Source organism: Sphingobium lignivorans (assembly GCF_014203955.1).
In the GTDB taxonomy this organism is placed as follows: Bacteria; Pseudomonadota; Alphaproteobacteria; order Sphingomonadales; family Sphingomonadaceae; genus Sphingobium; species Sphingobium lignivorans.
This window is the reverse complement of the sequence record NZ_JACHKA010000001.1, coordinates 2,581,465-2,603,759: the sequence shown is the minus strand read 5'-3', so window position 1 is coordinate 2,603,759 and position 22,295 is coordinate 2,581,465. Positions and strand designations below refer to the sequence as shown.

General features: G+C 67.7%; 19 protein-coding genes. 15 read left to right on the top strand and 4 right to left on the bottom strand.

Annotation, left to right across the window (positions count from 1 at the left end; all coding sequences use genetic code 11):
• Positions 1–26 precede the first annotated feature (26 nt).
• The 3 genes from HNP60_RS12055 to HNP60_RS12045 are packed head-to-tail and all read left to right on the top strand — an operon-like array spanning position 27 to position 2,612.
• Positions 27–959: an alpha-E domain-containing protein gene (locus tag HNP60_RS12055; RefSeq protein ID WP_014076875.1), complete on the top strand. Its 933-nt coding sequence runs from the start codon at positions 27–29 to the stop codon at positions 957–959.
• Positions 960–979: 20 nt separating this feature from the next.
• Positions 980–1,819, top strand: coding sequence for a transglutaminase family protein (locus tag HNP60_RS12050; RefSeq protein WP_184154042.1), 840 nt, complete (start codon positions 980–982; stop codon positions 1,817–1,819).
• A gap of 55 nt (positions 1,820–1,874) precedes the next feature.
• On the top strand, positions 1,875–2,612 hold the full coding sequence (locus HNP60_RS12045) for a proteasome-type protease (protein WP_184154039.1): 738 nt from the start codon (positions 1,875–1,877) through the stop codon (positions 2,610–2,612).
• Between the two features lie 69 nt (positions 2,613–2,681).
• Here HNP60_RS12045 and katG read toward each other — a convergent pair whose 3' ends face one another.
• Positions 2,682–4,877 carry a catalase/peroxidase HPI gene (gene katG / locus HNP60_RS12040; protein WP_184154036.1) on the bottom strand — a complete coding sequence of 732 codons (2,196 nt, stop codon included), beginning with the start codon at positions 4,875–4,877 and terminating at the stop codon, positions 2,682–2,684.
• Between the two features lie 267 nt (positions 4,878–5,144).
• Here katG and trxB point away from each other — a divergent pair, with 267 nt between their 5' ends.
• Positions 5,145–6,107 (top strand): thioredoxin-disulfide reductase, encoded by a 963-nt coding sequence (gene trxB, locus HNP60_RS12035; RefSeq protein WP_184154033.1) that lies wholly within the window; start codon positions 5,145–5,147, stop codon positions 6,105–6,107.
• Positions 6,108–6,393: 286 nt separating this feature from the next.
• On the opposite strand, the gene HNP60_RS12030 is transcribed toward trxB, so the two are convergent.
• From HNP60_RS12030 to HNP60_RS12020, 3 genes are all read right to left on the bottom strand, one after another.
• The gene (locus HNP60_RS12030; RefSeq protein WP_070098790.1) at positions 6,394–6,693 is read right to left on the bottom strand and encodes a hypothetical protein; all 300 of its coding nucleotides are present in this window, start codon (positions 6,691–6,693) and stop codon (positions 6,394–6,396) included.
• Positions 6,694–6,888: 195 nt separating this feature from the next.
• Positions 6,889–7,188, bottom strand: coding sequence for a phosphopantetheine-binding protein (locus tag HNP60_RS12025; protein WP_260394860.1), 300 nt, complete (start codon positions 7,186–7,188; stop codon positions 6,889–6,891).
• A 16-nt stretch (positions 7,189–7,204) separates the two neighbouring features.
• Positions 7,205–8,359, bottom strand: a complete 1,155-nt coding sequence (locus tag HNP60_RS12020; RefSeq protein WP_184154030.1) for a GNAT family N-acetyltransferase — start codon at positions 8,357–8,359, stop codon at positions 7,205–7,207.
• Between the two features lie 60 nt (positions 8,360–8,419).
• On the opposite strand from HNP60_RS12020, the gene HNP60_RS12015 reads away from it, so the two are divergent.
• The 11 genes from HNP60_RS12015 to xrtA all read left to right on the top strand — a co-directional run bounded on the left by HNP60_RS12015 (position 8,420) and on the right by xrtA (position 22,284).
• A complete protein-coding gene (locus HNP60_RS12015; protein ID WP_184154027.1) occupies positions 8,420–9,955 on the top strand; it encodes an AMP-binding protein in 1,536 nt (511 codons plus the stop codon).
• A gap of 8 nt (positions 9,956–9,963) precedes the next feature.
• Positions 9,964–11,199 carry a pyridoxal-dependent decarboxylase, exosortase A system-associated gene (locus tag HNP60_RS12010; protein WP_184157023.1) on the top strand — a complete coding sequence of 412 codons (1,236 nt, stop codon included), beginning with the start codon at positions 9,964–9,966 and terminating at the stop codon, positions 11,197–11,199.
• A 146-nt stretch (positions 11,200–11,345) separates the two neighbouring features.
• A complete protein-coding gene (locus HNP60_RS12005) occupies positions 11,346–11,999 on the top strand; it encodes an XrtA/PEP-CTERM system exopolysaccharide export protein (protein ID WP_184154024.1) in 654 nt (217 codons plus the stop codon).
• A 39-nt stretch (positions 12,000–12,038) separates the two neighbouring features.
• Positions 12,039–13,559, top strand: coding sequence for an XrtA system polysaccharide chain length determinant (locus HNP60_RS12000; RefSeq protein ID WP_184154021.1), 1,521 nt, complete (start codon positions 12,039–12,041; stop codon positions 13,557–13,559).
• Positions 13,560–13,576: 17 nt separating this feature from the next.
• Positions 13,577–14,584 carry an AAA family ATPase gene (locus tag HNP60_RS11995; RefSeq protein WP_221414702.1) on the top strand — a complete coding sequence of 336 codons (1,008 nt, stop codon included), beginning with the start codon at positions 13,577–13,579 and terminating at the stop codon, positions 14,582–14,584.
• Entirely contained in the window at positions 14,581–16,305 is a 1,725-nt protein-coding gene (locus tag HNP60_RS11990) for a hypothetical protein (RefSeq protein ID WP_184154015.1), read from the top strand. The genes HNP60_RS11995 and HNP60_RS11990 overlap by 4 nt, the downstream gene beginning before the upstream one ends.
• A gap of 23 nt (positions 16,306–16,328) precedes the next feature.
• A complete protein-coding gene (locus HNP60_RS11985) occupies positions 16,329–17,504 on the top strand; it encodes an XrtA/PEP-CTERM system-associated ATPase (protein WP_184154012.1) in 1,176 nt (391 codons plus the stop codon).
• Between the two features lie 37 nt (positions 17,505–17,541).
• On the top strand, positions 17,542–18,408 hold the full coding sequence (locus tag HNP60_RS11980; protein ID WP_184157021.1) for an XrtA system polysaccharide deacetylase: 867 nt from the start codon (positions 17,542–17,544) through the stop codon (positions 18,406–18,408).
• Positions 18,409–18,422: 14 nt separating this feature from the next.
• Positions 18,423–19,481 (top strand): FemAB family XrtA/PEP-CTERM system-associated protein, encoded by a 1,059-nt coding sequence (locus tag HNP60_RS11975; protein ID WP_184154009.1) that lies wholly within the window; start codon positions 18,423–18,425, stop codon positions 19,479–19,481.
• Complete coding sequence (locus HNP60_RS11970; RefSeq protein ID WP_184154006.1) at positions 19,481–20,725, top strand: TIGR03087 family PEP-CTERM/XrtA system glycosyltransferase; 1,245 nt, start codon at positions 19,481–19,483, stop codon at positions 20,723–20,725. Before HNP60_RS11975 ends, HNP60_RS11970 begins: the two co-directional genes overlap by 1 nt.
• The gene (gene xrtA, locus HNP60_RS11965) at positions 20,722–22,284 is read left to right on the top strand and encodes an exosortase A (RefSeq protein ID WP_184154003.1); all 1,563 of its coding nucleotides are present in this window, start codon (positions 20,722–20,724) and stop codon (positions 22,282–22,284) included. Before HNP60_RS11970 ends, xrtA begins: the two co-directional genes overlap by 4 nt.
• Positions 22,285–22,295 lie beyond the last annotated feature (11 nt).

Sequence of the window (22,295 nt, the reverse complement as noted above, 5' to 3'; positions counted from 1 at the left end):
GGTGCTGCGATGACGGAGGGCTGCCCATGCTGAGCCGCACCGCCGAGAATCTCTTCTGGATGGCGCGTTACATGGAGCGCGCCGAGTCCACGGCGCGACTGCTCACCATGGGGCAGCGCATGGCGATTCTGCCCGCCGCCACCATGCGCGACGAATGGCGGTCTGTCGTCCGCGTCACTGGCTGCGAGGATGCCTTCGGCAAGGATGCGATCATTCGCGAGAGCGATATCGTCGAACATCTGATGCTCGACCCGGACAATCCGGCGTCCATCCGCTCATGCCTGGCCCGGGCGCGGCAGAACGGCAAGTCGGTGCGCACCGCGCTCACGCAGGAGATGTGGGAGTCGCTGAACGAGGGCTGGCGCAAGCTGGAGACCTATGGCGTCGCCGATGCCCGTCGCGACTTCGCCGAGCTGGTCGACTGGGTGAAGAACCGGGCGATGATGTTCCGCGGCGCCACGGAAAGCAGTCACTTGCGCAACGAGGGCCACGATTTCCTGCGCGCCGGGGGGGCGCTGGAGCGGGCGCAGATGACGTTGCGGCTGCTGGACGTCAAATATTATGTCCTTCTGCCGGAAACCGAAGTCGTCGGGGGGCATCGCGACCATTATCAGTGGACGTCCGTGCTGCATGCGCTGTCGGGCAGCCGGGCCTATCATCATGTCTATGGCGGCTCCTACTCGCCCTGGCAGATCACCGATTTCCTGATGCTCAACCGGCAGTTTCCCCGCAGCGTCCTCTACTGCTTCGACCAGCTGGCCTATCGGCTCCAGCGGCTGGCGCACTGGCACGGGCAGCGCACGCCGGCGAATCTGCGCGGCGAGGAGATGGTGGAAGCCCTGGCCCAGACCAGCAGCGGCGCGATCTTCGAAAAAGGCTTGCATGAGACGATCCAGAGCAAGATCGTCCAGTGCAACATGCTTGGGCAGGAAATCGCCGAAGCTTATCATTTCGGTTGAACCGGAAAGACGACGACATTATGCGGATCAGCATCCGTCACGAAACCCGATATGATTATGCCGAGCCGGCGGCAGGCGTGGTCATGCGCCTGTGTCTTGCGCCCGCAAGCAGCAATGCGCAGGTGGTCGAGCGCTGGGCAGTCAGCGTCAATGGAGAGCCTGTCGAGCGCTGGATAAGCAACGGGCATGGCGATGCCGAGGCGGTGTGGCGCGCGCCGGGCAGGATCGAATCGGTCGTCATCCTCGCGGAAGGGACAGTGCGCACGAGCGACACGGCCGGCGTGCTCAAGCCGAGCGGCGGCGAATTGCGGCCCCGCCTGTTCCTGCGGCCAACGCCGCTGACCGCGGCGGACGAGGCGATCGCGGCGTTCGCGGAGCGGGCGCGCAGTCCCGATGGCCCGCTTGCCAGCCTCCACGCCCTTTGCCAGCTTGTGCACGAGGACATCGCCTGGCGCGCGGACAGCACGACTGTCGATACCGTGGCCGCCGAGGCGTTCGCCCAGCGGGCCGGCGTATGCCAGGACCAGTCCCACATCTTCATTGCGGCAGCGCGCAGCCTCGGCATTCCGGCGCGCTATGTCGTGGGCTATCTGCGCGATCCCGAGCGGCCGGATGGCGAGCACGATCCGCATGCATGGGCTGAGGCCTTCGTGGAGGGGCTGGGCTGGATCGGCTTTGATCCTGCGCTTGGCCATTGCCCGGTGGAAGGCCATGTCCGCCTTTGCTGTGGCCTTGATGCCGCAGATGCTGCACCAATTCGCGGTGTCATGCTGCCGGTGGCTGAAACCAAATTGTCGCATGACGTTCTGATTGCCAGTCTGCCGCCGGACGACGCCGCACAGGCGCAGACGCAGCAGTGAGTCGCGGTCCTGCCGGCTGCCCATGCCGGCGGGAGAGCGGAAGAAGGGAAGTTCAATGACCTATTGCGTGGCCTTGCGGGTCGAGGCCGGCCTCGTGATGCTCTCGGATACGAGGACCAATGCGGGGCTCGATAATATCGGCATGTTCCGCAAGACCTTCACTTACGAAAAGCCCGGCGAGCGGGCGATTGCCCTTCTTTGCTCGGGGAACCTGTCCGTCACGCAGGAAGTCCGCACCAAGCTTTCGCGCGCCATGAAGGATTCCGTGGAGGATCCGGAGATCGAGACATTGCTCAATTGCGCGACCATGCATCGGGCCGCGCATCTCGTCGGTGATGCCATGAAGACCGTGCAGAAGGAAATGCGCACCGGCATGAGCGCGAGCAATGTCTCGCTCGGCGCCTCCATTCTTGTCTGCGGCCAGCGCAAGGGCGGCAAGCTGCGTCTCTACATGGTTTATTCCGAGGGCAATTTCATCGAGGCGACGGCGGATACGCCGTTCTTCCAGATCGGCGAGCACAAATATGGCAAGCCGATCCTGGACCGGATGATCCGGCCGAACACTTCGCTGTCCGATGCCGCGAAGGCCGTCTGCGTGTCGATGGACTCGACCTTGCGGTCCAATCTGTCGGTCGGCATGCCGCTCGATCTCAGCATCATTCCGCGCGACAGCTATAAATTCAGCCTGCGCCGCAGGATCGAGGCGAACGACCCTGAATTTTCGCAGATTTCCAGCGAGTGGGGCGCGGTCCTCAAGGCCGGATTCGATTCCCTGCCTTCCCTGATTGACTGACCTCCTCCCCCTCGCCACGGGAGCGAGGGGGAGACGCCAGTGCCGCACGGGAGCGGCCCTGCGCGACCGTCAGGCTGCCAGGTCGAAGCGATCGGCATTCATCACCTTGGTCCAGGCCTTCACGAAGTCGGCGACGAATTTCTCGCCCGCGTCAGCCGCGGCATAGACTTCGGTGAGTGCCCGCAGCTGCGAGTTGGAGCCGAACACCAGATCGGTGCGAGTCGCGGTCCAGCGTTCTTCGTCGGTGGCGCGGTCCGTGCCGACGAACACTTCATCGCCGCGATCATCGACCTGCTTCCAGGCCGTGCCCATGTCCAGCAGGTTCACGAAGAAGTCGTTGGTCAGCTGTCCGGGGCGGTCGGTCAGGACGCCATGCGGCGTGTTGCCATGGTTCGCCCCCAGCACGCGCAGCCCGCCGACCAGCACGGTCATTTCCGGGGCGCTCAGCCCCAGAAGCTGGGCGCGGTCGATCAGAAGCTCCTCGGTGGGGACGCTGAACCGGGTCGAGAGATAATTGCGGAAGCCCTCGGCCTTGGGTTCGAGCGGCTCGAAGCTGTGCGCATCGGTCTGTTCCTGCGTGGCATCGCCCCGCCCGGAGGTGAAGGGCACGGTCACGTCATGACCCGCAGCTCTCGCCGCCTGCTCGATGCCGACGGAGCCGCCAAGCACGATCAGATCCGCCGTGCTCACCGTGCCATCGAAGCCAGCCTTGATGTCCTCATAGACCGTCAGCACCTTTGCCAGCTCGGCCGGCTCGTTGACGGCCCAGTCCTTTTGCGGCGCCAGACGGATGCGCGCACCATTGGCGCCGCCGCGCTTGTCTGATCCGCGGAACGTCGCTGCCGATGCCCAGGCCGTTTTTACCAGCTGGCCGATGCTGAGGCCAGAGCTGGCGATCCGAGCCTTGAGCGTCGCAATGTCGGCGTCGCTCAGTGGTGAGCCGGCGGGCACGGGGTCCTGCCAGATCAGATCCTCGTCCGGCACCTCGGGCCCCAGATAACGGGCCTTCGGTCCCATGTCGCGATGGGTGAGCTTGAACCATGCGCGAGCGAAGGCATCGGCGAACAGAGCGGGGTCGGCATAGAAGCGCTCGGAAATCTTGCGATAGTCCGGGTCCATCTTGAAGGCCATGTCTGCCGTCGTCATCATCGTGGGCAGGCGCTTGTCGGGATTGTGGGCGCCCGGTGCCATGTCTTCCGGCTTCTGGTTGATCGGCTGCCATTGCCAGGCGCCCGCCGGGCTCTTCACCAGCTCATAATCATAGTCGAGCAGCATGCGGAAATAGTTCATGGACCAGCGGATGGGCGTGGGCGTCCAGGCGCCTTCCAGCCCGCTGGTGATGGTGTCGTCGCCCATTCCGCTGCCATGACCGCTCTGCCAGCCAAGCCCCTGCATGGCGATGTCCGCGCCCTCCGGCTCCAGCCCCACCTTGGACGCATCGCCGGCCCCATGGCACTTCCCGAAGGTGTGGCCGCCCGCGGTCAGCGCGACGGTTTCCTCATCGTTCATGGCCATGCGGGCAAAGGTCTCGCGGATGTCGCGGGCGGAGAGCAGCGGGTCGGGCTTGCCGCCCGGACCTTCGGGATTGACGTAGATGAGGCCCATCTGGATCGCGGCGAGGGGATTTTCCAGCGCACGGCCCGACTCCTCCTCGATGCGGGTTTCGCCCAGCCACTCTTCCTCGGTGCCCCAGTAGATGTCCTTGGCCGGCTCGTAGACGTCCTCGCGTCCCCCGCCGAAGCCGAAGACCGGTCCGCCCATCGATTCGATGGCCACATTGCCGGCCAGGATCAGGAGGTCCGCCCAGGAGAGCTGCCGTCCATATTTCTGCTTGATCGGCCATAACAGGCGCCGCGCCTTGTCGAGATTGGCATTGTCCGGCCAGCTGTTGAGCGGGGCGAAGCGCTGCGAGCCCGAGGAGGCGCCGCCGCGTCCGTCGCCGGTGCGATAGGTGCCGGCGCTGTGCCAGGCCATGCGAATGAAGAAGGGGCCGTAATGGCCATAGTCCGCCGGCCACCAGGGCTGGCTGTCGGTCATCAGAGCTGTCAGGTCTCTCTTGAGCGCCTGATAGTCGATCGCCTGGAATTCCTTTGCATAGTCGAAGTCATCGCCCATCGGATTACCGCTGAGCGCGTTTTGCTGCAGAATATCGAGCGAGAGCTGGTTGGGCCACCAGTCCCGGTTTGTGCGGCCCAGCAGATTGCGCAGCGCTGCCGGTTCCTTGGACGGGTCACTCAGGGGACTTCCGCTTGTCTTGGCATCCATGGCTGACTCCTCTCGCCTTGTTCTGAAGGATGAGCGGAGGATACGCGTGCCGCACGGGCTTGGAAAACGATCTCCGTCGGTCAGAGATATTTGAAGGATCGATTTGGAGGCGCGGGCTGGCCGGCATAGACAAGCGGCGCGGAGATGACCGGCCAGCCGGGCGCCTCTTGCGATTATGACGGAATTTCCTAAGTGCAGGCCTGTCCCGCCCGCTCTCCAGCGGATCGGAAGCGCTATCCAGCTCCAGCAGAAAGAGTCGATCCCGATATGACCGCCACGCACAGTTCCCGCATGATCATCCTCGGGTCCGGCCCGGCCGGCCTTTCGGCCGCCATCTATGCCGCGCGTGCCGGCATGGCACCGATCGTCGTGCAGGGAATCCAGCCGGGCGGCCAGCTCACGATCACCACGGACGTCGAGAATTATCCGGGGTTCCGCGATGTCATCCAGGGGCCGTGGCTGATGGAAGAGATGCAGGCGCAAGCCGAGCATGTCGGCGCGCAGATGATGTACGACCAGATTGTCGACGTCGATCTGTCCCGCCGTCCCTTCAAGCTGACCGGTGACGGCGGCACCGAATATTATGGCGACACGCTGGTCATCGCGACCGGCGCGCAGGCCAAGTGGCTGGGGCTCGAAAGCGAACATCTGCTGCAGGGCAAAGGCGTTTCGGCCTGCGCGACCTGCGACGGCTTCTTCTATCGCGGCAAGAAGGTGGTGGTGATCGGTGGCGGGAACACCGCCGTCGAGGAAGCGCTTTATCTCACCAATCACAGCCATGACGTGACGCTGATCCATCGCCGCGATTCGCTGCGGGCCGAGAAGATCCTGCAGGATCGCCTGTTCGCGCATCCGAACATCAAGGTGCTGTGGAACAAGGCCGTCGAGCGCTTCGTCGGCGAGGGCGATCCGGAAGGGCTTGTCGGCGTCGATCTGGTCGACACGGTGACCGGAGAGAAGAGCCACGAAAAGGCCGACGGGGCCTTCGTCGCCATCGGGCACAAGCCCGCGACCGAGCTGTTCGACGGCAAGCTGCCGTTGGACGAGGGCTATCTGGTTGTGGAGAAAGGCACCAGCCGGACCAGCATTCCCGGCGTGTTCGCGGCAGGCGACGTGACCGACAAGGTCTATCGCCAGGCCGTCACGGCAGCGGGGATGGGATGCATGGCTGCCCTGGATGCGGAGCGCTTCCTGGCCGAAGCGGATTTCGAGGCAATGGCCCACGCCTGAGCCCCTGGCCGGGCGGCGCGCTCAAGCGCTGGCGGGCGAGATCCGGGTCTGGGCGACCAAGTGATTAGCCGGACAGTTTCGCGGCGCTCCCTGAGGCGCGAACGCGGGGTACGGCGGCGATGGGTCGCCGCATGCCCATGGCAGGGAAACGCCTATATTTCCGTGCTTTCGCCGGTGCGGCGCCTGCCGCTCGGGCTTATGCGAAAAGCTGCGGACATGAAAAAAGGGCTGATCTGTCCGGACATTCCAGGACAGATCAGCCCTTCTGAGTTCTGGCTCGGTCCGATCAGTCCGCGCGCGATGCGACGGTGACGCTCGGCGTGGCCTGGCCCTTGGCTTCCGCAACACTGAAGGCGACCGGAATGCCATTGGCGGTGCCGGTCACCTGATCGCCCGAGACGACCAGACGGAACGACGAGCCGGGGGTGGCACGGCCGGTGATGACGCGCTTGGTCTCGCCGATTGCCTTGACGCTGTAGACGTAGCTGACGCCGTCATGGACGAACTTGACGGGTTCGTCGTTCGCAAGTGCGGGAGAAACGAGCGAAAGAGAGAGTGCCGTTGCGGCGATAGAGAGAGTTTTCACGAACAAACTCCTTTGTGAGGTTGACAAAAGAGCCGTCCAGCATCCTGTTTTGTTTTGCAGTGTGAAATTGTTGCATTGCGAATGAATCAGCAACCGCAAAAGCCGGAATGGCGATTGCAATTTATGCATTCGTATAGGCGCGAAGGGGGTAGGGCGCGTTGCCGGTCCCGGGGCATTGCCTGGCGTGGCTTATATTCAGCCCAGTTTTGCGTCGAGTTTGCGGGCCAGAAGGGCGTGCAGGCCGCCGAAGGTCTCGAAGCTTTCCATATCGATATCATCATCGTCGATGATGATGGAAAGCCGGTCCTCGAGGTCCGTGAGCAAAGTGGCGACCGCCATGGAGTCGAGCTCCGGCAGCGCGCCGAACAGAGGGGTTTGCGCATCGAAGGCGGCCACGCGCGCCTCGTCCAGCCCCAGTGCCTCGGCAAGCGAGCGGCGCAATGCGGTATCGGCCATGGAATCCCGGGCGTGCGTCGTGCCGCTGGTCTCGTTCATGCGCATGGCGGCGCCCCTAGCGGCTTCCAGCCGCTTTGAAAAGCGCCGAACCGCTCGCGCTCATGGGAGGCCAGCCCGCTTCCAGTGCCGCACGCCGGCCGCTGGCCGGGCTGCTCTGGCGTGCATGGCTGCCGGTGGGCTGGGACAGGGCCGAAAGCCATGTGGCGAAGGCCGGCCGCCAGCTCGCGGCATGACGAAGGTCGAAGGCATCGATCTGCCACATGGGCACGGTATCCGGCATCCAGGCGGCCTTGTAACCATTGTCGCCAGTGCCGAAATCGATGCTGGTTGCATGATCGAGATCGATGGCCTGCCGGAACATGGCGTGGCTGAGCTGCGTGCCGGGCGAGGCATCGGCGAAGCGTTCATCGAAAGCGAGCTTGTGAATATAGGCGCAGCCCTGCTCGATGGTCCATAATTCCACGGCGGCGGGTGCGCCGTCCAGCCATGCCACGCCGAGCCGCAGCCGGCCGCCGTCCGCTTCCGCCTGCGCGAAGGCGCGAAGGAAAGCGAAGTCGTCTCCCTCGGGCTTCCAGCTGGCGGCGAACACCGACTCGAAGACGGACCAGAGGCCCTCATCCAGCCTGTGATGGATGTCCACCGCGACCGGACGCTGCCTCGCCTTGCGCCGGAAGGTGGAGCGGAGCGAGCCCGGACGGGCGGCCCAATAGGCATCGAACCGCATGCCGGGGGCGAGATGGAGCATCCGCTTATGGGCCATCACGCGGGGGATCACGCGCCAGCCTGCGGTCCGGAGGGCATCGCTCAGCAAGGCCCGGTCGGTCCCTCCCTCGTCCGTGATCGGATGGAAGCGCAGATGCGGGGTGACGCCGCGCAGCCGGGCGGCAAGCGCGCTCAGCAGGCGCAGCCGGGTCTCCCGCAGAGGGGCGTTCACGAACTGCGGGCGGAACAGGAAGCTGTACCAGTTGGTGATGCCGTCGACTGGGCCGTCTTGTCCGCCGGTCAGGAAGAGCCATGCCATCGCGGGCCCGGCCCTCGCGCACAGGATAAGGGGCGTGGCCTCGGGAAAGGCGCTGGCGTGGAGCGCCTCGAACCAGCCGAGCCGGTCGAACGGGCCGGGCTGGGCCGCTCCGTCCAATGCGCCGCCCGCCGCCGCCCGCGCCTGCGCGAAGCTGCTGAAGAGGCTCACATGGATGGTGTCGTTCGTCATGGCGCGGTTCCGCGCGACACCTATCCCCAAAAGTCCATCGATCATGTTAATGGGCCAGCGATGATCCCACCTCTCGACCATCTTCCCCGTCGCGGACGGCCCGATGCACCCGCGCTGGCCGGGAAATTCGGCGTGATCGACTATGCCGGGCTGGACGCCATGACCGGCCGGCTCGCGCACTGGTTGGCGGCACAGGGCTTCCCCGGCGGGAGCCGGATCGCCGCCTGGCTGCCGAAAGGCGTGGCGACGGTGGTCCTGCCGCTCGCAGTGGCGCGGGCGGGGCTCGTCTATGTGCCGGTCAATCCGCTGCTCAGGCGCGCGCAGGTGGCGCATATCCTGGCCGACAGCGAGGCCGCGATGCTTGTCTCGGCGCCGGCCCGCCTCGCGACGCTGGAAGCCGGGGATACGCCGCCGGGCCTCGTCATCGCGGAGGAGAGCGCCGTGGAAGCCGTCATGGACCGGGACGGCGCGCCTGCCTTGCCGCCCGGCGATGCGCCGCCCGAGCGGCTTGTCGAGATCCTCTATACGTCCGGTTCGACGGGGCGCCCCAAGGGCGTGATGCTGAGCCACGCCAATCTCATGATCGGTGCGCGGGCCGTGGCCACTTATCTCGGCCTTGCGGCGGAGGATCGCACGCTCGCCGTGCTTCCGCTCAGCTTCGATTACGGCCAGAACCAGCTCCTCTCCACATGGTGGGCGGGCGGCTGCGTCGTGCCGCTGGATTATCTGCTGCCGCGCGAGGTGGTGAAGGCCATCGGGACCCATCGGATCACCACGCTGGCGGGCGTGCCGCCGCTCTGGACGCAGCTTGTCGAGACGGCATGGCCGGCCGAAGCGGAGCGATCGCTGCGCAGGATCACCAACAGCGGCGGCGCGCTGACCCGGCCGCTCATCGCCCGGCTGCGCGAGACGTTCCCCGGGGTGGACATCGTCGCGATGTATGGGCTGACCGAGGCTTTCCGCTCGACATTCCTGCCCCCTGCCATGCTGGCGGACCATCCCGACAGCATCGGCCGCGCGATCCCGGACGCGGAAGTGCTGGTGGTGCGGCCGGATGGCACGCTCGCGGCGGACGAGGAGCCGGGCGAGTTGGTCCATTGCGGTCCTCTGGTGGCGCAGGGCTACTGGCGCGACGCGGCGCGTACGGCGGAGCGCTTCCGTCCCGCACCGGCGACCTCGCGTTATGGGGGCATGGCGGTGTGGTCCGGCGACACGGTGGTGCGGGATCGCGACGGGCTGCTGCGCTTTGTCGGCCGGGGCGATGCCATGATCAAGAGCGCGGGCAATCGCATCAGCCCCAGCGAGATCGAGGACGCAGCGCTCGCCGTCTCGGGCGTGGCGGAAGCCTGCGCGTTGGGGCGACCGGATGCGCGGCTGGGGCAGGCGATCGTGCTATTCCTGCGCGGCGAGGCTTCGCTGTGCGCAGACGATCAGGCGGCGCTCGTGGACCGGGTTCGCGGCGCCTTGCGGCAGCTCCTGCCGACCTTCATGCAACCGGCGGACATCCTTCGTCTCGAAGCGATGCCGCGTAATCCGAACGGCAAGATAGACCGTGTGGCGCTGGCCGCCCTGGCGCAGGGAGGGGAAGGGGCATGACCATGAAAGTGAAGCCGATGGGCCCGATCCCGCCCGGCTTCCACAGCGAGCAGGGCATGCTGCTGATTGGCGGGCGCGGCGCGGCGGCGCTGGTCGACGAGACGGGTGAGACGCCGCTGTTCGCTTATGATGCCGGGATGATCCGCGCGCGCATCGCGGCGCTGCGGGAGGCCATGCCTCGCGGTGTCGATCTCCATTATGCCATGAAGGCCAATCCCTTCCCGCCGCTGCTCGCATTGATGGCAGGGTTGGTGGACGGCTTCGACATCGCGTCCTCGGGCGAGCTGTCGCTGGCGCTGGGCGCCCATGTCGCGGGCGGCCGGATCAGCTTTGCCGGGCCCGGCAAGCAGGACCGGGAACTGGAAGCGGCCATTGCGGCGGGCGTCGCCATCAATCTGGAATCGGAAGGGGAAGCGGCGCGCGCCCTTGCCATCGGCCAGCGGCTTGGCGTGCGGCCGCGCCTCGCGGTGCGGGTCAACCCGGATTTCGAACTCAAGGGATCGGGCATGCGCATGGGGGGCGGCGCCCGGCCCTTCGGCGTGGATGCCGGGAGGGCGGCGGCGCTGGCCCGCCATGTGATCGCGCAGGGCGCGCTCTGGCGGGGCTGGCACATCTTCGCAGGCTCCCAGTCGCTCGATGCAGAGGCGATCATCGCGGCCCAGTCCCAGACTGTCGCGCTTGCCGCGCGCCTCTCCGAAGAGGTCGGCGCGTCCCCGCCGCTGGTCAATCTGGGGGGTGGCTTCGGCGTCCCCTACTTCCCCGGCGACATGCCCCTCGACATCGGCCTGATCGGCACGGCGCTGGGCGAGACGCTGGAAAGCCGACCCGCCATTCTTGCCGAGAGCCGCTTCGCGCTGGAACTGGGCCGCTATCTGGTCGCGGAGGCGGGCGTCTACCTCACACGGGTGGTGGACGTGAAAATCAGCCATGGCGAGCGGTTCGCGGTCGTCGACGGGGGGCTGCATCACCAGCTTGCGGCGAGCGGCAATTTCGGCACGGTGGTGCGGCGCAATTATCCGCTCGCGATTGCCAATCGCTTCGATGGGCCGATCTGCGCCGAGCCTCTCACGGTCGTCGGCTGCCTGTGCACGCCGCTCGATCGACTGGGCGATTCCCTTGCCCTGCCGCCGGTGGAGCCGGGCGATCTGGTGGCGGTTTTCCTCGCGGGGGCCTATGGCGCCAGCGCCAGTCCGTCCGCCTTTCTGGGGCATGCGCCGGCCATGGAATTGCTGGTGGAGGACTGAGCGGCGCCAGGGGCTGGGCGCCCGTCGGCATTCCTAACGCTATCTTCACGGTTTTTCGACATAGCCGGAGCCTGCGGGCAGCGGCGCCTCGGGCCCTTGCGCGCGCGGTTCCGCTTCCTTGCGGTGTTGAAGAGAAAGTGATCTGCATGCGCTTCAAGCGAACTTTCATCGCGGCTTCGCTGCCGGGCCTCGCCCTGCCTGCGCTCCTGACCGGATGCGCTGCGGGCGGCGCATCGTCGGGCGCCGAGCTGCCGCCGGCCGCCTTCGTCTCGACAAGCGAGGGACCGGGCGAGGAATATGTGATCGGTCCGCTCGACGAGCTGACGATCTTCGTCTGGCGCAATGCGGAGCTGGGCGCGAAAGTGCAGGTCCGCCCGGACGGACGCATCACTACGCCGCTCATCTCGGACATGCCCGCCGTGGGCAAGACGCCCGCCATGCTTGCGGACGACATCAAGATCCAGCTCTCGCAATATATCGAGAATCCGATCGTCTCGGTAATCGTCAACAATTTCGCCGGCACTTATTCGCAGCAGATCCGCATCGTCGGCGCCACGGAAAAGCCGGCCTCGCTGCCTTACCGGGCCAATATGACATTGCTCGACGCGATGATCGCGGTCGGCGGCCTGTCGGAATATGCGGCGGGCAACAGGGCGCGGCTCATCCGCTACGATCGCGAGAGCGGCCGGCAGAAGGAATATAAGGTGCGCCTCGGCGATCTGCTCAAGCGCGGCGATTCCCGCGCCAACGTGCGGCTGGCGCCGGGCGACGTCATCATCATTCCCGAGAGCATGTTCTAGGAGCGGCGCCATGGCGCGGCGCGGGGGTATCGAACCGGCATGAACAATCTTTACGAAGAACTGCAGATCATCCTCCACGGCATCTGGCAGCGGCGCTGGGTCGCGCTGTCGGTCGCGTGGGGCGTATGCCTGCTGGGCTGGCTTGCCGTCGCGCTCGTGCCCAATGTCTATCAGTCGCGCGCGCGGGTGTTCGTGCAGATGGATTCGGTGCTGCCCGGCAGCCTCAACGACTCGCCGCTCGATCAGCAGAAGGCGCTGGATCAGGTGCGCCAGACGATGACCAGCGCCGAGGTGCTGGACCGTGTGGTGCGCAACACGGATCTGGGCGCCGGGGCGGTGAGCGATCGCGACATCGGCGCGAAAGTCGGCCTGCTGCGGCAGAATGTGCAGGTCCTTTCCCAGCAGGACAATCTCTTCGAGATCACCGCCAACTGGTCGGACCGGGCGCTCGGCGCCGGCGAGAATGCGCGTATGGCGGCGCAGGTCGTGGCGGGGCTCATCCAGGCCTTTCAGGAAACCAACGCAGCGGGCGGCATCGCCGATGCCAGCCATTCGCTGAAGTTCCTCGACGCGCAGATCGCGGCGCGCGCGAAGGAGCTGGAGAGCACCGAGCAGAAGCGCGTCGCCTTCGAGCAGCAGCATCTGGGCTCGGTGCCCGGCGGCGGATCGATCAGTGCCCGGGCCGAGGCGATGCGCGCGGAAGTCTCGCAGATCGACTCGCAACTGGTCTCCGCGCGCAGTGCGCTGGCGGGCATCAATGGGCAGCTGGCGGGCACGCCCGCCGACATCGTCTCGGCGGTCGGGCCGACCGGCGGCCTCTCGGCGCTGGCGCAGGCCGAGGGACAGCTCGCCTCCGCGCGGGCGCAGGGCTGGACGGACAATCACCCCGACGTGGTGGCACTCAAGCGGCAGATCGAGACCCTGCGCAAGCTGGGCAGCGGCGCTGCCGGCGGCACGCGGACGCCCAACCCCGCCTATCTCTCGCTGAGGGCGATGCAGGCCGAACGCGGCTCGACCGTCTCCGCGCTGCAGGCGCGCAAGGCGCAGCTGGAGGGCGATCTCAATGCGCTCACGCGCAAGCAGATAGACGAGCCCGGCCTTGCCGCCGAGCAGGACCGGCTCAATCGCGACTATGACGCGGTGAAGCAGCAATATGACAAGCTGCTGGCGGACCGGGAAGCCGTCCGCCTGCGCGGGGACGTGCAGAGCGAAGGCGGTGCCTTCAAGTTCCGCGTCATCGATCCGCCGTCGCTTTCGCCGATCCCGGCCTCGCCGAACCGGCCGCTGCTGCTGTTCGCGGTGCTGGTCGCGGGCATCGGCGCCGGCATTGCCGCCGCCTTCGCGCTCAGCCAGATCCGCACAACCTACCCCACCACGGGGCGGCTGGAGAAAGCGACCGGCCTGCCGGTCATCGGCGGCATCTCGGAAGTCGAGACGCCGGCGCGGGCGCAGCGAATCCGGCAGCACGCCCGCTGGTTCTATGCGGGTTGCGGGGGGCTGGGGGCGATGTGCTTCGTCCTGCTCGCCGTCGAGTTCATCCAGCGCGGCATGAGCGCGTGAGCGGGAGCGAGAAGGACATGACTGGCCCATCCGCCGAACGGAAGTCGCCCTCGCTGCTTGAGCGCGCCGCCGACCATTTCGATCTCGCGGCGGCCTTGCAGAGCGTCACGCCTCACGCCGTCGTGCCCGGTGCCGGGGCGGCGCCGGCTCCCGCAGAGAGCGATGCCGCAGCTGATCCGCTGCCCGAGCCGGCGGTCGCCAAGGCCACGCCCCCAGCGCCGCACATCGACGGTCCTGCGCCGCTTCAGTCGGCCGAGGCGCTGACGCCGCCGGTGCCCGTCTGGTCCGGCATGCGCCATGCGATCGATCGGGACCGGCTCGAAGCGCTGGGCATCATCCTGCCGGATGGCGAAATCACCGGCACGGGCGAGGAATTCCGCATCGTCAAGCGCCGGGTCCTCGCCGCCGCCTTCGACAGCGAAACCGGCGCCACCAAGGGACGCGGCAACTTCGTGCTCGTCAATTCCGCGCATCCGGGCGAAGGCAAGACCTGGTGCGCCATCAATCTGGCGATGTCGCTGGCCGCCGAGCAGGACATGGACGTGCTGCTGGTCGATGCCGATTTCGGCAAGCCGGAGCTGTGCGAATTGCTGGGTCTCCCGGAAGGCCCCGGCTTCATGGATGCGCTGGTCGATCCGCAGATGCCGATCGGCCAGTCGATCCTGCGCACGGACGTCCCCTCCTTGAGCGTGCTGCCGGCCGGGCGCCATGTCCGCAACGATACGGAATTCCTCGCCTCGGGCCGGACGCGGCAAGTGATGGACCGGCTGGTGGCGGACAATGCGCGCCGTATCGTCATCTTCGATTCGCCGCCCGCGCTGGCGGCCTCGCTCGCCTCCGAGCTGGCACGCCATGTCGGCCAGACCGTGATGGTCGTGCGCGCCGATCGCACGAGCGAGGCGGCGCTGCGCGATGCCGTGAACCTCATAGGCCAGTGCCCCCTGATCCGGCTGCTGCTCAACGGCGTCAAATTCTCGTCCAGTGGCCGCCAGTTCGGCACCTACTACGGAAAGGCCGCGTCATGACGCTTGCGTGCCGGGGGAACCTCGCTGGCCTCGCGGCCGCGCTTGCCTGCGCGATGTCCGCAACGCCGCTGCAGGCGCAAATGGGCGGCCTGCTCGGAGACAGCGACGTGACGGCGGGGCAGGGGGGCTCGGCAACGCCCTCGGCCGCTCGCGAGGGGCGCGGCGACCGCAAGTCCCGGAAGTCTCGCCGCAATGTCGCCATCTCGCCTTATCTTGAAGTGGACCAGACGGCGATCTGGAACCTCAAGGGCGGCGACGGCGACGTCGTCACCTATACGAGCGTGGCGGCCGGCGTCACGGCCTCGATCGAGACCGCGAATGCCGCGCTGGGCGCGGATGTGCGCTACGAGCATCAGTTCGCCTGGGGCGGCGGGCGGACCGACCAGGACATATTGAGCGGCATCGTGAATGGCCGCATCGACGCGGTGCGCAATGTGCTCAGCATCGAGGCGGGCGCGCTGGCGACCCGGGTGCGGGCGGATGGCTATATCGGCGCCAACACGACGCTGGCGGACGTGACGAACACGGCGCATACCTATTCCGCCTATATCGGCCCCAATCTCTCGGTGCCGGTGGGCGACCTCACGGTGACCGGCGCCTATCGCCTCGGCTACAACCGGGTGGACACGGATTTCGGCGCGGCAGCGGCCGTCGGCGCGCCGGTCGCGGGCTATTTCGACGAGAGCTGGCTGCATGTCGCCAATGCCGCGGTGGGGATGCAGCCCGGCGTGCTGCCCGTGGGCTGGTCGGTGGGCGTGGGCTGGATCCGCGAGGATGCCTCGCAGCTCGACCAGCGCTTCGACGACAAATATGCGCGGGCCGACATCACGGTGCCGATTTCGCCCACTGTCGCGCTGGTCGGTGGCGTCGGCTACGAGAAGATCGAGATCAGCAATCGCGATGCCCTGCGCGATGCCAATGGCGTGCCGGTTCGTGACGAGAATGGCCGTTTCGTGACCGATTCGGCGTCGCCACGGCGCCTCTCCTACGATCAGGACGGGATCATCTGGGATGCCGGCGTGCTCTGGCGCCCCAATCCGCGCCTGGAAGCGGAACTGCGCGTGGGCCATCGCTACGGCTCGATGAGCTATACCGGCAGCCTCGCCTGGCGCGGGCGCAACACGGCGGTGAATGTCGTGCTGTTCGACAGCGTGGACAGCTTCGGCCGCGCGCTCAACGGCGCGCTCGCCAATATCGGCACGGACTTCTACGTGGTGCGCAATCCCTTCTCGGGTGACCTGACCGGCTGCGCCTTCGGCGATGCGCAGGCGGGCGGCGCCTGCTTCACGGATACGCTCACCGGTATCACCAGCGCGAACTTCCGCAATCGCGGGGTGGTGGCGCAGATTGCCCGGCGCGCCGATGCCTGGACGGTCAGCGCGGCGGCGGTCTATGCGCACCGCAAGTTCATCAGCGACGGCCAATCGGTGCTGGCGCCGGCCAACGGGCTTGCCGACCAGAATTATTTCGCCATGCTGGGCGCCTCGCGGGCCTATGGCTCGGATGCGGCCTTCGACGTCATGGGCTATGTCAATTATTTCGACTCCGGCACGCCGGGGATCGGCGATGTCACCAATATCGGCGCCAATGTCGGCTATCGGCGCATGATCTGGCGGCGTCTCAGCGCCTCGGCCGCGATCGGCATCGATTCGATCGATACCCAGGCGCAGCAATCCTTCATCTCGTTGCTTGCCCAGATCGGGCTGCGGTATCAGTTCTGAGCGTCCTTCCGGAGACTTCGATCATGTACGAAAAATATTATCGCTTCACCGGACGGCCCTTCCAGCTCACGCCGGACCCGGCTTTCTATTTCGAGAGCGCGACGCATCGCAAGGCGATGTCCTATCTGGGCTATGGCCTCGCGCAGGGCGAGGGCTTCATCGTCATCACCGGTGACATCGGCGCGGGCAAGACCACGCTGGTCGGCCATCTCATGGCCACCATCGATCCGCAGCGGCTCACTGCGGTCAAGATCGTCTCGACGCAGGTCGACGGCGACGACATGCTGCGCCTGGCTGCCCAGGCCTTCGGCATCGCGACCGATCATGTCGAGAAGGCGCATGTCCTGAGCCGCATCGAAGCCTTCCTTCATCATCAGGCCCGTGCCGGCCGGCGGACGCTGCTGGTCGTGGACGAGGCGCAGAATCTCTCCCCCACGGCGCTGGAAGAGCTGCGCATGCTCAGCAATTTCCAGCTCGGCGGCCAGTCGCTGCTGCAGATATTCCTGCTCGGCCAGCCCGAGTTCCGCGAGCGCATCTCGGGCTCGGAAGGGCTCGAGCAGCTGCGCCAGCGGATCATCGCCACCCATCATCTCGACCCCATGCAGCCCGAGGAAGTCGGCCCCTATATCGAGCATCGTCTCAAGGTGGTGGGCTGGACGGGCAATCCGCGCTTCACGAGCGACGCGCACTCCCTGCTGGCGCAGGCCAGCGGCTGCGTGCCCCGGCGCCTCAACGCGCTGGTGAGCCGCGTGCTGCTGCTCGGCGCGATCGACCAGCTCGACATCATCGACGAGCGGGTGGTGGAAGCCGTCGTCGCTGATCTCGGCAATGATTTCGCGGCGCCGGACAGCGAGACGCCGCCTGCCACGCAGGCTGCCCGGGCGGCGCTGATGGCCGAGGCCGAAGATGGCAGCGAAGCGGGCGATGTCGATCATCTGCGCGAACTGCAAAGCGAGGTCGAGACGCTGAACGCGGCGATTGCCCGGGGCGAGCGACATCGCGATCCTGCCATGCCGCCGCAGGAAACGCGCCTCCCCGAGGCGGCGGAAGAGCGGATCGCCGAGCTCGAGGCCCGGCTCGCCAGCGCCGAGCAGCGGCTGGACGAACAGGACGAAGTGCTGCGCCGCATCCTCTCCAAGCTCATCGAGTGGGTGGAACGGGACGCGCGCAACGGGCCGTTCACCAGCCGCGTCGCCTGAGGGGCAGTTATCAACCGATCTCGCATGGAGGAAAGAGCTGGTGCTCAATGGGTTGTCGGTCGACATTGAGGACTGGTTTCAGGTCGGCGCATTCGAGCGGTGCATCGATCGCGCCGCCTGGGACGGATGCGAAAGCCGGATCGAGCGCAACAGCGAAGCCGTGCTGGAGATGTTCGCGCAGGCGGGTGTGGTCGGCACCTTCTTCACGCTCGGCTGGGTTGCGGAGCGTTTTCCCCGGCTGATCCGGCGCGTGGTCGATGCGGGCCATGAACTGGCCAGCCATGGCTATGACCACAAGCGCGTGTTCCTGATGAGCCCGGACGAATTCCGCGCGGATCTCGCCAAGGCGCGCGACCTGCTGGAGCAGGCGGGCGGCGTGGCCGTCACCGGCTACCGGGCGCCGAGCTTCTCCATCGATGCGCGCACGCCCTGGGCGCACCCCATCCTCGCCGGGGCCGGCTATGCCTATTCGAGCAGCGTCGCGCCGATCGTGCACGATCATTATGGCTGGCCGCAGGCGCCGCGCTTCTCCTTCCTGCCGGTGCCGGGCAGCGATCTGCTCGAGCTGCCGGTGACGACGGCGCGCCTTGGCGGGCGCATCGTGCCGGCCGGGGGCGGGGGCTTCTTTCGCCTGCTGCCCTACGGCTTTTCCCGCTGGGCGCTCCGGCAAGTGACGCAGCGGGACGGGCGCCCGGCGATCCTCTATTTCCACCCCTGGGAAATCGACCCCGGCCAGCCGCGCGTCGCCTCGGCGCCCTTGCGCTCGCGCCTGCGGCACTACACCAATCTCGGCGCGATGGCCGGCAAGCTGCGGCGCCTGCTGAATGATTTCCAGTGGGCGCGGATCGACGGGCTGGTGGCGGCGGAGCGGGCGCGGGCCGTGCCGTTCCCGCCCGCGCCTTGAGGGCTGGCCCATCCATGGCGGGCGACATCCCCATATATGAGATCGATCCCGACGATCCGCGCGCGCGGGCGGCGCTGGAGCGCTGGATCGCCGGGCGCGCCGATGCGACACCCTTTCACCGGCCCGCCTGGATCGGCGCGGTGGCGCGCGGCACGGGCCAGCAGGCGATCATGCTGGTCGCCGGGGACATGGCCGGGACGCCTGCGGGCATCCTGCCGCTCAATCTCATCCACAGCCCGCTGTTCGGCCGCGCGCTGGTCTCTTCCGGCTTCGCGGTCGATGGCGGCATTCTGGCCGACGATCCGGCGGTTGCCGCCGCGCTGGCCGATGCAGCGGTGCGCCTTGCCGCGCGCCGGGTCTGCCCCACGGTGGAATTGCGCGGCGGTCCTTCGCCGGGCCCGGGCTGGCACACCAGTGCGAAGGCCTATCTCGGCTTCGTGCGGCCTCTTGCCGCGGACGATCAGGCAGAGCTCGAAGCCATTCCTCGCAAGCATCGGGCGGAAGTGCGCAAGGGGCTGGCCAACGACCTCGATATCCGCTTCGGCCGGGACGCGGCGTTCCGCGATCCCTTCTATGCGCTCTATTGCCGCAGCGTCCACAATCTGGGCACGCCTGTCTTCCCCCGCGCGATGTTCGACGAAGTGCTGGACGCCTTTGGCGAGGATGCGGAGATCGTGCTCGTTTCCGGGCAGGGGCAGCCGCTCTCGGCGGTGCTGGCGCTATATCATGGCGACCGGATCATGCCTTATTGGCAAGGCGCCGACCGGGATGCGCGCCTCGCCCGCGCCAATGAAGTCGCCTATTTCGCGCTGATGCGCCGGGGACGCGAGCGCGGCTGCGCGCAGTTCGATTTCGGCCGGTCCAAGGTCGGCACCGGGACGGCGGCCTACAAGAAGAACTGGGGCTTCGAGGGCGTGCCGCTCGCTTATCATATCCATGCGGCGCCGGGGCATGAGGCGCGCGACATCAATCCGCTTTCGCCGCAATATCGGCGCAAGGTGGCGCTGTGGAAAGCACTGCCGCCGGCCATCGCGGACCGGCTCGGGCCGCTGATCGCGCGGGGGCTGGGCTGATGGACGACAGCGGGCGCGGCGAGATCCTGTTACTCAGCCATCGCATTCCCTGGCCGCCGGACCGGGGCGACAAGATCCGCTCCCATCATGAGCTGCGCGCGCTGGCGGCGCTGGCGCCTGTGCATGTCGGCTGCTTCGCGGACGATGCGCGCGACGAGAGCTTCGCGCCGGAAATGGCCAATCTCACCGCCAGCCAGTGCGTGGTGCGGCGGCCGGGTGGCCGGGCGAAGGCGGCGCTGCGCGGGCTGGCGCGGCGCGCGCCCCTGTCCGTCTCGCTGTTCGAAAGCGCACAGATGCGCGACTGGGTGCGCCGGGTGCTGGCGGAGCGGCCGATCCGCGCGGTTTTCGCCTTCTCCGGGCAAGTGGCCCAATATGTGGGTGACCTGCCGCCCGGTTGCCGGTTCGTGATGGATTTCGTGGATGTCGATTCGGCCAAGTTCGCCGCTTATGGCGCGGCGGAGCGAGGGGCGATGGCGTGGATCCACCGGCGCGAGGGGCGGCTGCTTGCCGCTTATGAGCGGGCCGTCGCCGCGCGGGCGGACGTCTCGCTGTTCGTCTCCGATGCCGAGGCGCGCCTGTTCCGCGATGGCGCGGCGCTGCCGCCGGAGCGGGTGCGCGCGCTGGAGAACGGCGTCGACACGGCCTATTTCGATCCGGCGAAGGTCTCGCCGATCGCTCTCAATGCGCTGCCGGTGACCGGGCCGCTGATCGTCTTCACCGGGCAGATGGACTACCGGCCCAACATCGAGGCTGTGCTGGACTTCGCGCGCCACGGCTTTCCCGCCATTCGGCAGGCCGACGGGACCGCGCAGTTCGCGGTGGTGGGGCGCGATCCCGTCGCCGAGGTACGGGCGCTGGCGGACCTGCCGGGGCTGATCGTGACCGGCGCGGTGCCGGACGTGCGGCCATGGCTCGCCGCCGCGCAAGTCGTGGTCGTGCCGCTGCAACTGGCGCGCGGCATCCAGAACAAGGTGCTGGAAGCGATGGCGATGGGTCGCGCGGTGGTGGCCTCGGCTCCGGCGGCGGAAGGCATCGACGCGATCGACGGGCGCGACCTGCTGGTCGCTTCGGGAGCGGATGCGCTGGCCGCGCTCGTGCTGGGCCTGCTGGCCGATCCCGCGCGACGGGCAGCGCTGGGCGCGGCCGCCCGCGCCCGCGTGCAGGCGCGCTATGGCTGGGCGGCCGCGATGGCACCGCTGGAAGACATGCTCTTCGGCGACCGGCAGGCCGGCGCGGCGACATGAACATGAGGCCGGCCTTCCAGCACATGCGGGCGCCGCAGGTCATCCGGCAGAGCGGGGAATGGCGCGCCGCTCTGGTGCGGCTGGCGGTGCTCGGCGCGCTGTTCGCGCTGCTCTTCCATGCCGATCTCATCGACATGGTGCAGGTGTGGCTGCGCAGCAGTTCCTATGGGCACTGCGTGTTCCTGCCCTTCATCATCGGCTGGCTGGTGCGGCAGCGCGTCCCGGCGCTCCGGCAGCTCGAGCCGGTCGGCTGGTGGCCGGCGCTCGCGTGGCTGGGGCTGGGGGCGCTCGCCTGGCTGCTCGGCTGGGCGGGCGGCGTGGCGCTGTTCCGCCATGCCGCTTTGGTGGTGATGGCGCAGGGCATCGTGCTGATGGTGCTTGGGCCCGCGGTCGGCCGCGCGCTGGCCTTCCCGCTGTTCTATGCGCTGTTCATGATCCCGTTCGGCACCGAGGCCGAGCCGGTGCTGCAGATCCTCACCGCGCGCATGGCGATCGGCCTGCTCTGGCTCGCGGGCGTGCCGGCCGAGATATCGGGCATCTTCATCACCACGCCCAATGCCTATTTCCGCGTGGCGGAAGCGTGCAGCGGCACGGGCTTCCTCATCGCCATGGCCGCCTTCTCGACGCTGGTGGCGCATCTCTGCTTCCGCAGTACAGTGCGCCGGCTGATCATCGTGGCGGGAGCGCTCACGATCTGCCTGCTGGCGAACGGCGTGCGCGCCTTCGGCATCATGCTGGTCGCCTATCACAGCAGCGTGGATGCCGCCGTAGTGGTGGACCATGTGTTCTATGGCTGGCTGTTCTTCGCCCTCGTGCTGGTGCTGGTGCTGGTGGCGGGCCGGCCGTTCTTCGACCGGGCGCCGTCCGATCCCTGGTTCGATCCGGCCCGGCTGCAGGGCGCGGCGGGCGCGCCACGGGCCAGCGCCGCCATCCTGCCGGCGGCGGCCCTCGCCATGCTCGCGCCGGTGGGCTGGGCGAACGCCAGCAGCGCGCTCTCGACCGCGCTGCCGCCCATGACCACGCCGCCGCAAGTCGCGGGCTGGACGCAGGAGCGCCTGCCGCTGCTACCGCGCTGGGACCCGCATTACCGGGGCGCCGACCGCATCGTGATGACTCATTATCGCGACGGGGCGGACCGCGTCGTCGACCTCGCGCTGGTGTTCTTCGCCTGGCAGGAGGACGGGAAGGAACTGGTCGGCTTCGGCCAGGGGGCCGTCGCGCCGGAAGACGAAGGCGGGGACTGGGCCTGGTCATCGCCCGCCCGCGCGCCGGACCGGGCACGGGGCGACATGCTTGCCGGACCCAAGCCGCAGCGGCGCCTCGTCCACACATATTATCGCGTCGGCGGCCATCTCACCGGGCAGGCCGGGCGCGTCAAGCTGGAGACGCTCAAGGCAAGGCTGCTCGGGCGCGACCAGCGCGCGATGGCGATCCTGCTCAGCACGCCGGTCCCGCCCGGCCCGCAAGGGGAGGCGCAGGCGCAGCGGACGCTGGTCGATTTCACCAAGGCGCTCGGGCCGATCGAAGATTTGGCTGACCGCAGCCTCGCGATCCGCTAGGCGCGCAGCTC